Source organism: Exiguobacterium sp. s143 (assembly GCF_018618895.1).
GTDB lineage: Bacteria > Bacillota > Bacilli > Exiguobacteriales > Exiguobacteriaceae > Exiguobacterium_A > Exiguobacterium_A abrahamii.
In genome coordinates this window covers 308193-323550 of sequence record NZ_JACSMX010000001.1, presented here as the reverse complement: position 1 = coordinate 323550, position 15358 = coordinate 308193, and the positions used below count along the sequence as shown (strand labels likewise).

General features: G+C 49.4%; 20 protein-coding genes. 17 read left to right on the top strand and 3 right to left on the bottom strand.

Translation table 11 applies throughout. The features are described 5' to 3' along the window. Positions 1-17 precede the first annotated feature (17 nt). Both KNQ03_RS01865 and KNQ03_RS01860 read left to right on the top strand, forming a co-directional pair. Entirely contained in the window at positions 18-707 is a 690-nt protein-coding gene (locus KNQ03_RS01865; RefSeq protein ID WP_023468376.1) for an ABC transporter ATP-binding protein, read from the top strand. Between the two features lie 62 nt (positions 708-769). Continuing rightward, the gene (locus tag KNQ03_RS01860; RefSeq protein WP_214723260.1) at positions 770-1738 is read left to right on the top strand and encodes an LLM class flavin-dependent oxidoreductase; all 969 of its coding nucleotides are present in this window, start codon (positions 770-772) and stop codon (positions 1736-1738) included. Between the two features lie 73 nt (positions 1739-1811). Here KNQ03_RS01860 and KNQ03_RS01855 read toward each other — a convergent pair whose 3' ends face one another. Further along, positions 1812-2540, bottom strand: coding sequence for an SDR family oxidoreductase (locus KNQ03_RS01855; protein WP_023468374.1), 729 nt, complete (start codon positions 2538-2540; stop codon positions 1812-1814). Positions 2541-2625: 85 nt separating this feature from the next. Between KNQ03_RS01855 and KNQ03_RS01850 the strand changes: the two genes are divergently transcribed. The 13 genes from KNQ03_RS01850 (at position 2626) to KNQ03_RS01790 (ending at position 13102) form a co-directional block, all read left to right on the top strand. Next, on the top strand, positions 2626-3069 hold the full coding sequence (locus tag KNQ03_RS01850) for a hypothetical protein (RefSeq protein ID WP_214723258.1): 444 nt from the start codon (positions 2626-2628) through the stop codon (positions 3067-3069). Between the two features lie 284 nt (positions 3070-3353). Further along, positions 3354-3896 carry an alkaline shock response membrane anchor protein AmaP gene (gene amaP / locus KNQ03_RS01845; protein ID WP_214723256.1) on the top strand — a complete coding sequence of 181 codons (543 nt, stop codon included), beginning with the start codon at positions 3354-3356 and terminating at the stop codon, positions 3894-3896. A gap of 15 nt (positions 3897-3911) precedes the next feature. Further along, positions 3912-4118, top strand: a complete 207-nt coding sequence (locus KNQ03_RS01840) for a DUF2273 domain-containing protein (RefSeq protein WP_035397250.1) — start codon at positions 3912-3914, stop codon at positions 4116-4118. Between the two features lie 42 nt (positions 4119-4160). After that, on the top strand, positions 4161-4598 hold the full coding sequence (locus KNQ03_RS01835; protein WP_023468370.1) for an Asp23/Gls24 family envelope stress response protein: 438 nt from the start codon (positions 4161-4163) through the stop codon (positions 4596-4598). A gap of 294 nt (positions 4599-4892) precedes the next feature. Beyond that, positions 4893-5075: a hypothetical protein gene (locus KNQ03_RS01830; RefSeq protein WP_214723254.1), complete on the top strand. Its 183-nt coding sequence runs from the start codon at positions 4893-4895 to the stop codon at positions 5073-5075. 107 nt (positions 5076-5182) lie between these two features. Then, entirely contained in the window at positions 5183-5941 is a 759-nt protein-coding gene (locus KNQ03_RS01825; RefSeq protein WP_064299848.1) for an SDR family oxidoreductase, read from the top strand. Positions 5942-6057: 116 nt separating this feature from the next. Continuing rightward, the gene (locus KNQ03_RS01820; protein ID WP_231884657.1) at positions 6058-6972 is read left to right on the top strand and encodes a methyl-accepting chemotaxis protein; all 915 of its coding nucleotides are present in this window, start codon (positions 6058-6060) and stop codon (positions 6970-6972) included. A 160-nt stretch (positions 6973-7132) separates the two neighbouring features. Continuing rightward, positions 7133-8650, top strand: a complete 1518-nt coding sequence (gene nikA, locus KNQ03_RS01815; RefSeq protein WP_214723252.1) for a nickel ABC transporter substrate-binding protein — start codon at positions 7133-7135, stop codon at positions 8648-8650. Further along, entirely contained in the window at positions 8650-9585 is a 936-nt protein-coding gene (locus tag KNQ03_RS01810) for an ABC transporter permease (protein WP_156323168.1), read from the top strand. The genes nikA and KNQ03_RS01810 overlap by 1 nt, the downstream gene beginning before the upstream one ends. A gap of 80 nt (positions 9586-9665) precedes the next feature. Further along, positions 9666-10409, top strand: a complete 744-nt coding sequence (locus KNQ03_RS01805) for an ABC transporter permease (RefSeq protein ID WP_214723250.1) — start codon at positions 9666-9668, stop codon at positions 10407-10409. After that, a complete protein-coding gene (locus tag KNQ03_RS01800) occupies positions 10357-11103 on the top strand; it encodes an ABC transporter ATP-binding protein (protein ID WP_214723248.1) in 747 nt (248 codons plus the stop codon). The genes KNQ03_RS01805 and KNQ03_RS01800 overlap by 53 nt, the downstream gene beginning before the upstream one ends. Next, positions 11082-11819, top strand: coding sequence for an ABC transporter ATP-binding protein (locus KNQ03_RS01795; protein ID WP_251140226.1), 738 nt, complete (start codon positions 11082-11084; stop codon positions 11817-11819). The genes KNQ03_RS01800 and KNQ03_RS01795 overlap by 22 nt, the downstream gene beginning before the upstream one ends. Continuing rightward, positions 11813-13102, top strand: coding sequence for an MATE family efflux transporter (locus tag KNQ03_RS01790; protein WP_214723244.1), 1290 nt, complete (start codon positions 11813-11815; stop codon positions 13100-13102). Before KNQ03_RS01795 ends, KNQ03_RS01790 begins: the two co-directional genes overlap by 7 nt. 39 nt (positions 13103-13141) lie before the next feature. On the opposite strand, the gene KNQ03_RS01785 is transcribed toward KNQ03_RS01790, so the two are convergent. Continuing rightward, entirely contained in the window at positions 13142-13741 is a 600-nt protein-coding gene (locus KNQ03_RS01785; protein WP_064299855.1) for a TetR/AcrR family transcriptional regulator, read from the bottom strand. 110 nt (positions 13742-13851) lie between these two features. On the opposite strand from KNQ03_RS01785, the gene KNQ03_RS01780 reads away from it, so the two are divergent. Further along, positions 13852-14379, top strand: coding sequence for a hypothetical protein (locus KNQ03_RS01780; protein ID WP_214723242.1), 528 nt, complete (start codon positions 13852-13854; stop codon positions 14377-14379). Positions 14380-14397: 18 nt separating this feature from the next. On the opposite strand, the gene KNQ03_RS01775 is transcribed toward KNQ03_RS01780, so the two are convergent. Continuing rightward, a complete protein-coding gene (locus KNQ03_RS01775; RefSeq protein ID WP_029341748.1) occupies positions 14398-14781 on the bottom strand; it encodes a hypothetical protein in 384 nt (127 codons plus the stop codon). 145 nt (positions 14782-14926) lie between these two features. Here KNQ03_RS01775 and KNQ03_RS01770 point away from each other — a divergent pair, with 145 nt between their 5' ends. Next, complete coding sequence (locus KNQ03_RS01770; RefSeq protein ID WP_023468357.1) at positions 14927-15334, top strand: hypothetical protein; 408 nt, start codon at positions 14927-14929, stop codon at positions 15332-15334. The last annotated feature ends 24 nt before the right edge of the window (positions 15335-15358 follow it).

The window sequence follows — 15358 nt, the reverse complement described above, 5'->3', positions numbered from 1 at the left end:
ATTTTGGAGGGTTACATATGGAAGGAACATTTCAATGCAAACAGATGGGAAAATCATTTTCGGGAGACGGAGTCGAGACACATGCGTTACAAGACATCGAAGTGACGCTTGAAGCAGGTGACTTCATCTCGATCATCGGTCCATCAGGTTCTGGAAAGTCGACGTTACTCAGCCTGATCGGGACACTAGATCGTCCGACGAGTGGGGAGTTGCATTATGACGGAAAGCCGATCAATAAATTGAACAGTAAGGAACTATCCGATTTTCGTTTCGAAAACATCGGCTTCATCTTCCAGCAGTTTCATTTGATTCCGACGCTGACGGCGCTTGAGAATGTCATGGCGCCTTTGTTCGGTCGAAAAGTACCATACGATAAAAAAGAACGCGCCGAGCAGTTACTCGCGCAAGTCGGTCTCGCCGATAAAGCAGGCAGCTTGCCGTCGCAACTTTCCGGTGGACAACAACAACGGGTCGCCGTTGCCCGAGCACTCGTCCATGAACCGAAATGGTTGCTTGCCGACGAGCCGACAGGGAACCTCGATACGGATACAGGAGAAATCATTTTCAATCTTTTACGATCATTAAACGAAGAAAAAGGCTGCGGCGTCCTGTTCGTCACCCACGATCCGGCACTTGCCGAACGGGCGAACCGAACGATCGAGATGCGAGATGGCGTCATCATCGAAGATCGTCTCGTCCGTGTCTGAGCCTCGTTTTTGAACTCCGTTCCTCCACCCTTTACACTGAAAGGGTAGAGGAGGAATGCGTGATGCGACTAGGAATACTGGATCAAGTACCGTTACATGAGGGCGATACGGTCGAAGCGACGATGGAAGCGACGGAACGACTCGTCTTAGAAGCCGAGCGACTCGGTTATGAACGGTACTGGTTCGCCGAACATCATAATACGAACGGTTTGCTCAGTGCGGCACCGGAGTTGTTCATCGCCCGAATGGGTGCGAAGACGTCAAAAATCAAGCTTGGTTCAGGTGGAGTGTTGTTGCCGCAGTATCATCCACTGAAAGTCGCCGAGAGCTTTGCGACGCTCGATGCATTTTATCCGGGACGGATCGAACTCGGGATCGGTAATTCTCCGGGCGGGAGTGAACGGACACGACTTGCATTGACGGATGGAGAAGAAAACCGGGCGGCGGAGTTTAGTCGACTCGTCAATGAAACGGCGGGCTTCTTAACAGACAGTCTATCGAATCGACACCCGTACCGGATCGTCAAGACGACACCGCGTGACCGAAAACCGTCGCCGATCTCGATCTTGGGTCTGTCGCCACGTAGCGCGCGGATTGCAGCAGAACAAGACCGTGGTCTCGTGTTTGGTCACTTCATCAATCCGGATCGTTGGGAAGAGACGCTCTCGACATATCGCGAGGCAGGCGGGAAGAACGTCATCGCCTGTGTTTTCGTCATTTGTGCTCCGACACAAGAAGAAGCAGAACGTCTCGCTCGAACACAGGATGCCTGGATTCAAGGCGTCCGACTCGGGAATTCGATCGTTCCGTCATTTAAGACGACAGAAGCAAAGGTCTGGAATGACGTGCAAGCGGAGCGGATTCAGAAAGATCGCCGGCGAGCGATTGTTGGGACACCGGATGTCGTTGTGCGAGAACTTGAGGCGTTAGCAACCCGTTATCAAACGGATCAATTTTTACTGATCAACAATGCCTTTGATCAAGAAAAACGATTACAGTCGTACCAGCTCATCGCGGAACGACTACTCTAAACAGAACAGGACCCCTCGTTAGCTGTTTGGCTAATGAGGGGTCCTGTCTACAAATCTACAAATCTACAAATAATTAACGTTGAGCCGTTGGACGAATCAAGATCTCGTTGATCGCGACATCCTCTGGTTCGTTGACGGCATACGCGATGGCACGCGCAATCGCGCTCGCATCGATCGCTTTCAAGTCACCAATCCCTTGTTTGATCTCGTCATCCGAGATATGGTCCTTCAGTTCTGTATCGACCGCTCCCGGTGAGATGATCGTTGCACGGATGTGATTGTCGACCGATTCTTCCTTGCGGAGACCTTCCGTGATCGCGCGAACGGCGAATTTCGTACCGCTATAGACGGCGCTCGACGGCATGACTTCGTGACCTGCGACGGACGAGATGTTGATGACGTGTCCGCTTTTTTGTTCGCGCATGTACGGCAGGACGGCTCCGATTCCGTGGAGAACACCTTTGATGTTGACGTCGACCATCGTATTCCATTCATCCTGTTGATTCTTATGGAGGTGTGATAGTGGCATCAATCCCGCGTTGTTGACGATGACATCAACTGAGCCGAACTTGTCTTTCGCAAGCTTAGCGAGTGCATCGACTTGTTCGCGATCCGTGACGTCCGTCACTTGATAGACGGCTTGACCACCTTCTGCTTCAACGGCTTTGACGAGTTCTTGCAAACGATCTTCCCGGCGTGCAGCAAGAACGAGTTTTGCGCCTTGTTTTGCAAGTTCTTTAGCGGTTGCTTCCCCAATCCCGCTTGATGCCCCTGTAATGATGACGACTTTATCCTGAATCATCTGAACTCCTCCTTTTGAATAACGTACTCCTTGAAAGGTATTGCCGCTTTTATTGATTTAAAAACATTTTGTAGGAGGTTGCCTCGTGAAACAACAAACGTTTATTGGTATAGTGCTGATTAGTTTAGGGTTACTCTTCTCGATGGATCCTTTCCGCCATCAACCACCAGCACCTGACGTGACGATTGAAAATCGTGAAGCAAAGGTGTACTTAGGAACTTATACGTGGTCGGGACTTTTTTTAGGAGAGACAGCTGATGCAAAGGTTGGACCCGTTGAACAAGTAAAAAAGAAACAAAGTGAACGCGTTGCACCGGAAGAACAGATGTCGATTCTTTTTCGAAATGGTCCGCATCCAAAAACTGTTGCCGTTGAGTTATGGTCCGTTGCAAATGGAAAAAAGCTTAAAACGTTTCAGGACGTAGAAAATATCACTTTACCAACGACCCGTGGAAAATATGTCTATCAGATTAGAGCAGGGTGGGAAGAAGGAAACGGTTATTTTGCCATTCCGATCGAAGTAGAATGATCATTTTCAAAAAACGTGTTGACGAAGTATACGGGAAATGATAAATGGATTAAAGTGTTGACCTCTTTTTAGTTGAAAGAGGTCTTTTTTCGTTAAATATAGTAAATAATCCGCTTGTTTCGTTAATTATAGTCTGAATAATCAGAATATATGAACATTTTAACAAAAGTGTATGTAGATGTTTCGGGTTCGAATGAACGGGAATAAACACACCATACACATAATAGTTCATGTGTTGAATCACCTAGGTGAAAGAAGTTAACAATCGTAAAGGAGAGGTGCAGATGAATGGGTTCAATCGATTCTTACTCGTCATCATAGGCATACTCGGACTCGTCAGTGTCGGGCTGCTTGTGCTCGGTGTGTATGATGTTCCACGGCTCAGTTCATTGATTGAGCAGTGGCAGGATCAGCAATGGTATAGCTATACCGTTCTATCCATCGGAGGATTTTTAGCATTCGTATTCGTCATTCTATTATTCACAGGATTATTCAGCCGCTCGAAAGGTCAACGTCTGTTGATTCAAACGGGTGACGGAACGATCACGATTTCGAAGGAAACGATCGAACGGGCGGCACTGGAGTCGATTCGTGGGGTTGGTGGCGTACGGACACCGCGTGTCCATGCCGATATCCATTCGAAAAAAGAGACGGTTGCTTTAAAAGTCGACTGCTCAGTCTTCGGACAAGAGGGACTGCCGACGATCGCGAAGGATATCCAAGAACGCGCTAAACAAGCCGTCGAATCCTTACTCGAGTTGCCGGTCACGAGTACGAAGGTCACAATCAGTGACACGAAAACAAAAACATCGGAACGTGTCGTCTAAGAGAGGAGAGGGAACATGAAGACAAGGGAAGCACTTTACCCGTATCGGTTCCGACTGATCGGAGGACTTGTCGGTCTAATCCTCGCCATCTTATTCTTGACGATTGGCTTTGGTCCGACAATTCTCATCGTTGCCTTCGCAGCGATCGGATTCTTGATTGGGAAGTGGCGCGATGGTGCGCTCGATATCGAAGGGTGGATTCAGTTCTTTCAACGGGACTGATTCATATATATCTAACTACACATTCAAAAGGAGAGATTTCAAATGGCAAACGAAGTAAACACAACAACTGAAAACGAAGTGGTACGCGAGAATAAATTGACGTTCGAAGATCAAGTCATCAAAAAAATCGCAGGAATTGCGTCGAATGAAGTGACAGGCATCTTGTCAATGAGTGGTGGATTCATGAGTGGACTGACGGATCGTCTCCGGAGTTCGGAAGACATTACGAAAGGAATCGGAGCAGAAGTAGGCGAACGCCAAGTCGCACTCGATTTGAAAGTCATCGTCGAATACGGTAAAAACATTCCGTCAATCTTCCAAGAGACGGTCGCTAAAATCAAAAAATCGATCAGTGATATGACAGGACTTGAAGTTGTCGAAGTCAACATGCACGTCGAGGACGTCATGACACGCGCTGAATTTGAAGCAAAAAATAAATCGAACAATGAACAAGAAGAAAAGAGCCGCGAACTGCAATAAGGAAGTCAAAAGATCCGACGAACTCGTCGGGTCTTTTTTCATGTGTTCATAACATGACTTCCTCTCTAAAATAACGGTTGGATGGGTTACGATAGATATAAGAAAAGAATGATCATTATCTAAGGAGGCATCGTATCTTTGAAACCAAACGATCCGTATTATATCTGTCCTGTGTGTGGATGCAATAAACTTGAAGATCCACCATATTATGAACACTTTGCGGGGAGTAACGAAATTTGTCCATGCTGTGGTTTCGAGTTCGGTGTAGATGATTTCGACTGCGTGGAAATAGACATGAAACAGTTGTCAGACGAAGAAATCATAAAACAAGCACACGAAATCTATCGACAAAACTGGATCAATCATCAATTTAGATTATTTGATCCGAGCAAGTTCCGAGAATCGGAGAAATCCGGAAACCGGCTCAACGTTGATGTCGCATTGAAACAATTGCAACGCATTAACTGCAGGACCTGACGAAAATCGTCGGGTCTTTTTTTCATGGAATCGACACGACGTTTGACTAAACTAGAGCCTTTTTCGGGAATAGATTAGTATCACGATAAACGAAAGGATGATTCATGATGCGACTAACAGGTAAAACGATCATCGTCACGGGAGCTGGCTCAGGAATGGGTGAAGCCATGGCCAAATTGTTTGCACAAGAAGGCGCACGGATCGTCGCAGCGGACATTCGGTTGGAAACCGTTGAACGGGTCGTCTCTGACATCAAGGAAGCGGGTGGAGAAGCGATCGCTGTTGTAAGTGATATCGCCAAACCTAACGCAGCAACAGAACTCGTCCAACAAGCGCTTGAGGCTTACGGCAAACTGGACGTTCTCGTCAACAATGCTGGGATCATGGACGGAATGGAGGGAGTGGAAGACATCTCCAATGAACGCTGGGATCATGTTTTCGCCGTCAATACGACGGGAACGATGCGTCTGATGCGCGAAGCGGTCAAGCATTTCAAGGAAGTAAAAGGTGGTGTCATTCTGAATAACATCTCGATTGGCGGTCTGAACGGTGCCCGAGCAGGAGCAGCCTATACCGCTTCCAAACATGCCGTCATTGGTTTGACGAAGAATACAGCCTTCTTTTACGCCGGAGAGGGGATCCGCTGTAACGGGATCGCTCCTGGAGCCGTCGAGACGAACATCGGACAATCGATGACGAACCTGAATGAATTCGGGATGGGCCGCGCGATGCTCGGCATGGGACTCAATCCACGTGCCGGTCAACCGGATGAGATCGCAAAATTGGCATTGTTCCTCGTGTCTGACGAGGCGAGTTTTATTAACGGGGCGATCGTCGTCGCCGATGGTGGATGGAGTGCGTATTAAAAATCGTATCTTATTTACTAGATTACAGTTTAAAATGGCAGGAACCTGTCGATATAAGGGATAATATGACAATAGGAGCATTATGACCTTGAGTTTGAATCCAGGGAGGAATCGGCATGTCGATGCAGGAACAAGCAGCACACGTCACCGACACACAAGTCATTCGAGCAATCGAGCAAAATCTGGCAATCATCCGCTTTGACGATCGACGGAAAGTCGCATATGTCAACGAGTTGTTTGCCCGGACGATGGGGTATGAAGTGGAAGAGCTAATCGGTAAATACCACCGTGATCTTTGCTTTCCAGCGTACGTCAACAGTCCGGATTATGAGTTGTTTTGGCGCAAATTGATGCAAGGCATCACCTATCAGGACAAGATTGAACGCCGTGCTGCCGATGGGCAACAAAAATGGCTCGAAGCGACGTATATGCCGATCTATTCGGATGACGGGCGCCGGGTCGTCGGTGTCTCAAAAATTGCATCGGACATTACGATTCGCCAACAGGAAGTCTTACGGATGGCAGCTGAACTCAACGAGACATCCGCGTTCTTGACGGTCAAATCGGAGAGTGGTCGTCAGGACGGTCTGAACGTGCTGGCGACCGTCCAACAAGTCGAGGCGGAATCCGTCGAGAATCTGTCGAGCCTTGTTGCCTTACGAAAGGATGCGAACTCGATCACCGACATCGTGAAGACGATCCGTGATATTGCAGCGCAGACGAATCTGCTCGCCTTGAATGCGGCAATCGAGGCGGCACGTGCAGGTGAACATGGGCGCGGGTTCGATGTCGTCGCGACCGAAGTCCGAAACCTGTCGAACAAAGTGTCCCACTCAATCGGGGAGATCAAGAACAACATTGAAGGGATCGTTGAGCGGATTGAAGATGTTTCGCACAGCATCGAGCGCATTTCGTCTAAGGTCAAGGACAGTACGGGTCAACTCGAACATACGGTCAGTGAGTTTGATCAATTGGCTGATTCAGCGAAACAACTCGAGCGTCAGGCAAAACAATTCGTCCATGTCTTATGACACACATCGATACCGGATCACACGAGCTGTTCGCTTGTAGTTGATTCGGTATTTTTTTGATGGCGAATTCAATATAGAGAAATAGAAAAGACGCTTGTTAAATCGGAATCGTTACGATATGATGTAAAACGTAATTATTCCGAATTAAAGGTGGAGAACAATGTCTACATATAAAACTGCGAGCCTCATCGGTAGTGTCTTCCTCGGTTTGACACTTGCCGGTTGTGCTGCTTCTGATAAGCCACAAGAACAAAACCATTTGACGTTCGTCTATAACTTCGCGACACAATCGCTCGATCCGCATCGCGACAGCAGTTATGTTCCGCTTCGCGCAGGGGTGACGGAGACACTCGTCCGTCTTGATGACGAACGATTGACGGTCGAGCCGTGGCTTGCGAAAAAATGGTCCTATGAAGGAAAGCGAACATGGCGGATCGTCTTGCAGGAAGACGTGACGTTCCATAACGGGAAAAAACTCGATGCGGCAGCCGTCAAATCGTCTCTCGAACGCTCGATTGACGAAAATCCCGGTGTCAAGAATGCCTTGAACATCGAGACGATCAAAACGGACGGACCCGATCTGCTCATTCAAACGAAGACGACATATCCAGAGTTCATCTCGGAACTCGTCAATCCGAACACAGCAATCATCGACACGAAAGCGAGCGGGGTGACGAAGGAACCGATGGGAACAGGTCCGTTCCAAGTCGAGCGGTTCGCTCCGGGAACAAAAGTCGAGTTAAAACGTTTCAAGTCCTATTGGCAAGAACAAGCGAAACTTGATTCCGTTGATTTTGTCTTCAACGAAGATGCTGGCGCACGGACGAACGCTTTGCGTGCCGGACAGGCGGACATCGTCTATCGACCGGAAATCGAGAGTGTCAAGCAGTTGAAGTCTGAAGGATTAACAGTCCAAGCGACGGATACGTTCCGCGTCCATCAGTTGACGATGAATGTCGCGAACGGTCCGATGCAATCTCTTGAGGTTCGACAGGCAATCGACACTTTGGTCAATCGAACACAGCTCGTCGATCACGTCCTCCAAGGATATGCGGTGTCAGCGCGTGGTCCGTTCCTATCGTCATTCCCATTTGCTCCGAACTATCCGCAACAAGAGCAGAAGACGCCTGAGGAATGGCTCAAGCAAGCCGGTTATACGAAGCAAGACGGACGGATGCAAAAGGACGGTCGCCCTTTAAAACTGACCTTATTGACGTATGCGGCTCGACCAGACCTTCCGTTAATCGCCCAAGTCATTCAAGATGACGCGAAAAAGATTGGCGTGGCGATAACGATCAAACAGATCGATGTCCCAGAAGAATACATGGCGAGTAACCGGGACTGGGATATCGCGACGTACAGCAATCTGACAGCTCCGCGTGGGGATGCTGGTTATTATTTAAACGCGACCTATCATCCGAACGGGGGACTGAACTTCAGTCGTGTCGCGGATCCGAAGTTGACGAAACAGATCGAGACGTTGAATGAAACGATTCAGATCGAGGAACGTTCACGGCTTGCGGAGCAGATCGCGCGATATGTCGACGAGAAACGCTACAATAGCTTCTTGCTCCATCCTTCAACACTCGTTGCCTACGACGGCAAACGCGTCAAAGGATGGAAAACAGAAAAAAGTGAATACTACATGATCACGAACACGTTGCAGGTGAACGATTGATGCGTTCGATCGTCAAACGACTGCTGTCGCTGAGTCTATTCACTTTACTCATCACGTTCGGTTGTTTTGTCTTGCTGCGGTTACTGCCGGGTGATCCGGTCTTGACGTTATTGAATATCGATGAATTATCAGCGACGCCCGAACAAATCGAGGCCGCGCGCCGTGAATTAGGATACGATCAGCCGTTGCTCGTCCAGTACGTCCGTTGGCTGCAAGACATACTCACCTTACGTCTCGGAAACTCTTTACAGACGGGGCGACCGGTCATCGAGATGTTGCAAGAGAGTTATCTCGTGACGGCGGAACTAGCACTTGGCGGCCTTACCATCGCCTTATTGATCGCCTTACCCCTTGGGATCGGGAGCGCCTTGACGACGCGCCAAAGCGTCGTCCGTCTCGCCCACCTTGTCAGCATGAGCGGAGCGGCCGTGCCAGGCTTTTGGATCGGTCTGTTGCTCGTCGATCTGTTTGCCGTCCGTCTCGGGTGGTTACCTGTGATGGGACGGGAAGGGATGACGTCACTCATTCTCCCGGCTCTATCACTCGGCTTTCCGCTTGCGAGCGTCTATATTCCATTGATTCGACTGAATCTACGCCGTGAACTGAACCAACCGTACATCGAATTGGCACGGATGCGTGGGATATCTGAGCGGACGATCCTTTGGCGTTATGCGCTACGCGGCAGTTTGCCACCGGTCCTGTCCGTGTTCGGTCTGACGCTCGGCAGTCTTGCTGGAGGTGTCGTCGTCCTCGAAGTCTTATTTGCTTACCCGGGCGTCGGGAAGTTGATGGTCGATGCGATCCTACAACGTGATTACCCACTGATCCAAGGGTACATCTTGCTGACGACAGGAATCATTCTCGTCCTGCATCAAGGTATAAGATCGCTGAACCGAACATTACGACCAGATTGGCAGAAGGGAACACACACATGAAAAAAAGATGGCTCATTTTCGGAGGATGTCTACTATTATTTATTTCATATACCGTATATATTAATCCTTTTAATACCAACGTGGCGAAAAGACTTGAGCCCGCTTCATTCGAGCATTGGCTCGGAACAGATGGTCTAGGACGAGATTTCGCAGCTCGTCTTTTTTTAGCTGGTTTGATATCCTTAGGTTTCAGCCTGCTTACTGTGTTGCTCACAGCGTGTATCGGTACCTGCCTTGGTTGTCTAGCTGGCTTTTATGATGGACGTCTCAAGCGGTGGATTCATCGGTTAGAAGATGGTCTCGTGATTTTTCCAGACACCGTTCTAGCACTCGTTATTGCCGGACTATTTGGTGCTAGTCCTCAAAGTTTGATCTTTGCGATTTTACTCATCAAATGGATCTCCTACGCGAGATTAAGTGAGACACTCGTGACCGAGACGATTCAAAAACCATACATCAGCATGGCACGCATCAACGGGTTAACAGACAACATGATCTTACGACGCCACATCCTTCCGACTATCATCCGGCAAGTCGTCGTCTTGATGAGTTTGGATGTCGGCAAAGTCATCTTATTCTTATCGGCATTCTCTTATATCGGGCTTGGTGTCCAAGCACCACTGCCAGAGTGGGGAGCAATGTTGAACGAAGGACGTCCTTATTTCAGTTCCGCACCCCGGCTCATGCTTTTGCCAGGTGCGTGCATCGTCTTGACCGTCGTTGTGACGATGGGATGGACACGGTGGATGAAGAAAAAAGGAGGACAAGTAAATGATTCAGATTCGGAACTTACACGTTCGGGCGAAACACGTCCTTCTGCATGACATGAATCTATCGTTACCAGCTCATCGATTCATCTGTCTCGTCGGAGCGAGCGGGAGCGGTAAGACGCTCTTGCTTAAACGATTACTGGATCGATTGCCGGACGGGATGTCGTCGAGTGGAGAAGTCATCTCGGACGAACCTCTTCGGCGTGGTCTCGATATTGGTTACATACCACAGCAGTATACCGATGCGTTTCTTCCGTTTTTGACGATGCGTCAGATGTTACGGGATACATATCGCGCACATGGACGAAAGATGGATCATCCTTACATCGATGACGTCTTGCGAACGCTTGAGTTGGACCCGACCTGGTTGGACCGATATCCAGGAGAGTTGAGCGGTGGGCAATTGCAACGGTTCGCGATCCTGCTTGCCGTCGCCTTAAAACCACGGTTGATTTTAGCAGATGAATTAACGACGGCACTCGATCCCGTGTTGACACGTCGTTTACTCGACTGGTTGACTAAGTACCAACACCAGTACGGGGCAACGGTTGTGTTCGTCACCCACGAATTAGGACCTGCTTTACATTACGGGGAGCAACTCGTCTTAATGCAGGATGGACGAATTGTCGAGACGGGAACACCACAGATGATCGAGCAAAGTCGTCATCCGTTCACGATGAGCTTGATGCAAGCGCATCGTACATCACTGGAAGAAAGGAAGAGTTCATGTCACCAGTCTTATCCGTAACAGATCTTACTTATCAGATAAAGGGTCAGTCTATCTTGTCGAATATCTCATTTCACGTGACGAAAAAGGCGTCGATTGGCATCATCGGGGAGAGTGGGAGTGGCAAGACGACACTCGGACGATTGATTCTCGGTCTGCTCAAACCCACGCATGGTTTGATTTCCTTACATGAAAAGGCATTTCCGAGTGGGCACCGAAACGAGCGACGAGCTATTCAAGCCGTCTTTCAACATCCTCTCGCTTCCTTTAATCCAGAATGGACGGTGCGGGAATCGATACTCGAACCGTTTCGTCAGCATCGTCCGATTTTGCAGCATTTCCCAGCGACGTCAGAAGTGGATCTTATTACGGCTCTCGCGTTTGCTGTCGGGGTCGATGAACAGTTATTCGATCGATTGCCCCATCAATTGAGCGGAGGACAAATTCAGCGTGCCGCGATTGCCCGCGCGATTTCGATTGAACCCGACATCATTGTGATGGATGAGCCGACGACGGGGCTTGATGTCGTCTCCCGCGCACAGATCATCGAACTACTAGAGCGCTTGCAGCAGACACTCGGTGTCAGTCTCGTATTGATCTCGCACGATATCGACTTCATCCGGCGCCTCTGTTCAAAAACACTCGTCTTACGTGACGGTCGTGCTGTTGATTTGATTGATCGATTGGAAACAGGTGGTGCGTATACCCAACGATTCGTAGAGGCCGGAACATGGTGAACGCACAACCGACGCACAAAACGTACTGGTTACTCGCGTATCCGCTGATTCTCTCAAGTATTGCGACACCCTTGCTTGGCGTGACCGATACCGTCGTCATCGGTCAATCCGGTGATCCGCGGGCAATCGGCGGCATCGCCGTCGGAGCCGTCTTCTTCAATACGATCTACTGGTTGTTCGGTTTCTTAAAAGTCAGTACGACAGGATTCAGTGCCCAAGCAAGCGGGGCGAATGACATACATGCCTTACGGACGTCCCTCTACCGACCGTTGTTTCTAGCAGCCTGTATCGGTCTGCTTATCCTGTTGTTTCGACAGCCGCTCGAGCAAATCGGACTGTACTTACTGGCACCACCTGCTGACTTGCTTGATGCGGTCAAAACGTATATCTCATACCGGATGATCGGCGCACCGTTCGTGTTGATGGGGTATGCGTTACTCGGTTGGTTGATTGGTACCGGTCAGGTCAAGCACGCCTTGTTCGTCCAATTGTTCAGTACAGGAGTCAATGTCGTTCTCGATATCGGATTCGTCTACGGATTGGATGCCGGTGTTGCTGGAATTGCGGTTGCGACCGTCATCGCGGAGATCAGCATCGTCGTCTGTGCTCTGTACCTGATTCGTGGTCATTTGGCGATGACGCGTGATGAATGGCGTGCCTTGACGGCGTGGCACGCGTACCGTCAATTCTTTCAAGTCAATCGTGACTTGTTCATTCGCACGATTTTCCTTTTACTCGTCACCGGCTGGTTCACACGTGCTGGTGGACAATTCGGACCGGATGTCCTCGCAGCCAACGCGATTCTGCTACAAATCCAGTATTTGATTTCGTACTGGTTCGGTGGACTCGGTCATGCGTCAACCGTTCTCGTCGGTCGGGCGAGAGGGAATCAGGATCAGGCAGGATACCGGACGAGTGTCCGTTTGGCACGGACGTTTGGATTCTACTCGGTCGTCTTCTGGTCACTGGTGCTCCTATTCCTTGAGACACCGCTCCTTCAATTGTTCACTTCAGAAGAGGCAATCTTAGACGCAGCGCGCGATTATTACTTCTGGATCATCATCCTACCGCTTCTCGCCGGTTGGGCGATGATTTATGAAGGCATCTTTGCCGGACGGGTTGAAGCAACACCCGTCCGAAATTCGATGATTCAAGCAGGCATTGGTTTTGCGGTCGTCCTCCTGCTGACACCGACTTTTGGAAATCAGGGCGTCTGGGCAGCGTTTTTGACGTTCTTCTTGATTCGTTCCGTCTCGTTGATTCTCGTAGAAGCAAGACGATGAAAACCCGCTGTTTCCCTCGTGCGTAAAGGGAACAGCGGGTTATTTGTCGTCGATCGCTAAAGGACGGACGAAGAGGGCGTTCAAGTGATGGACGAGCACATGACGCAGGCGTTCTTTTGGTAATCGTTCTGGTCGAAACAGAGCATGAAAGGCTAACCCGTCAACGAGTGCTGCGAGCCGTTCACTCTCAAGCTCAATGTCTAAGCCCGCGCGGAGTGTACCGTCCGGGATCTGTGTCAACAGTACTTGAACCATATGGTAGATATCGTCCGGATTTTCCGCCGCTTGCGATGTATACGCGGACATCATGAATTGAAACCAGACCTGCATCTCGAGCTGATGCTCGGGTGCATAAGGTAAGACCTCAAGTAAGACGTCACATAAAGTTTCTTCCGGGGTTCCTCCTTTCTCGAAAATGGTTGTGATGCGTGCTTGGACCCGTTCTTGGACGAGGTCCATCGAGAAGCGGAGCAACTCGTCCTGGGTCGTGAAGTAATACCGCAAGGCACCCAGTGAGAGTCCCGCTTCCTTGGCGATCGTCCGGACACTGGCTTGTTCAATACCGACTTGAGAAATCGTGCGCCACGTCGCTTCGGCGATGAGGCGTTTGCGTTCTTCGTGATTGACTTGTTTTGGCATGTCTCAAGTATATCATCTTTTTTAGCACGAATGTATTAAAAAGACTAGTCAAGCGATGAAAGAGGTGTTATCTTTATGATACAGTCGTATTAAAAAAGGAGAGGATTGATATGCAACTCGTCGCGTGGGCAATCGTCGGTTGTGAGATTCTATTTTGGGTATTCATTGTCGCCGGACTGATCGTGCGTTATGGATTCAGGCGCGAAAGACTCGGTTTTCGATTGATGGCGATGTCACCGGTGATTGATATCGTCTTACTGGTCTTAACGGTGTTTGACTTAAGTCGCGGCAATACAGCAACGCTCGCGCACGGTCTCGCTGCGATCTATATCGGCGTCTCACTTGCATTTGGGAAACAAATGATTGCCTGGGCGGATGGAGTCTACCGCCGTTTTGTCCTAAAAGAGCACGTAGCAAAAGAACGGATATCGCGTGCGCGACGGGAACGCAACGGTTTCTATCGACACATCCTGGCCTTTTTGATTGGTGGTACGTTACTCGGTGCCATGATTCTCTGGCTGGGAGATGCTGAGCAGACGGAGAGTCTCTTACGGACGTTACAACTGTGGGGGCTCGTCCTCGTGATCGATGGGATCATCTCGATGAGTTACACCGTCTTTCCGGCTCGATCCAAATAAAAAAACGAACCTTGTCTGTCAGCGGTCGACAGTGAAGGTTCGTTCCCGAATCGTATTCGTATGGACTTGTTTCCGGGCGTCGATCGAATCCCGAATGTGGATGATGTAGCGGCGTCCTTTTTTGTATCCAGAGCGCGGTGGTTTGATTCGGATTTCTTTGCCGTCAAGGACTTCAATCTCCGTTTGCATCCGTTCACCGTTCGAATCCGTCACGGTGACTGTTCGGTTCGAAACTTGCTCCTTCCGTAGTCCTTTCGCGTATTCGATGTCGAAGGTATGATACGAGGAGATGGAGCGGGCGCGTGATTTGAAGTGCGGCTCATCCGTCCGTTCATCGAGAGTGCAGTAGCAACCCGTGAACAAAAGACTCGCCGAGAGGAGTATCGAAAATAGATGTTTCACGAAAACGCTCCTTTATGTATTTGGTAATTTTAGTATAAGACAAATTTTGGGTTACGACAATCCTTCTTGAGACCGAGTCGTTGATATCTATTAAATTCAAGCAGGTCCATGCTATAATCGACCGAGAGAAAGGAAGCGATACACCATGCCAGTACAACCAGACCAACGCGAGATCATCGTCTCGATTCGGACGAGTTATGATTTTAAAGCGGATACCGGTCGCGCAATCCGCGTCATCGAGTTTCACGGACGCCGGACGACACTGTTCGATACGTTCGAAGCGTCATCACCGAAACGGATGATCTTGATCGAGATGATTCGTGCCGTCCAATCGTTCAAGGAACCCTTCCACATCATCTTCAACGTCGAATGTAACTTCGGTTTCAAGTATTTGACGGATCAGCGGAAATGGGAAAACCGGGATGTCGGGAATACGTTCCTCGACTTGATTGAACAAGGTGGTCATACGTATGAATTACGAGACAGCTCGTTCTATGAAGGCGGAAAAGCCCTCCAAAAATGGCTCGGCAACACCTTAAAGCAAAATAGCTGAAAAAAAGGCTGATTCCATGATGGA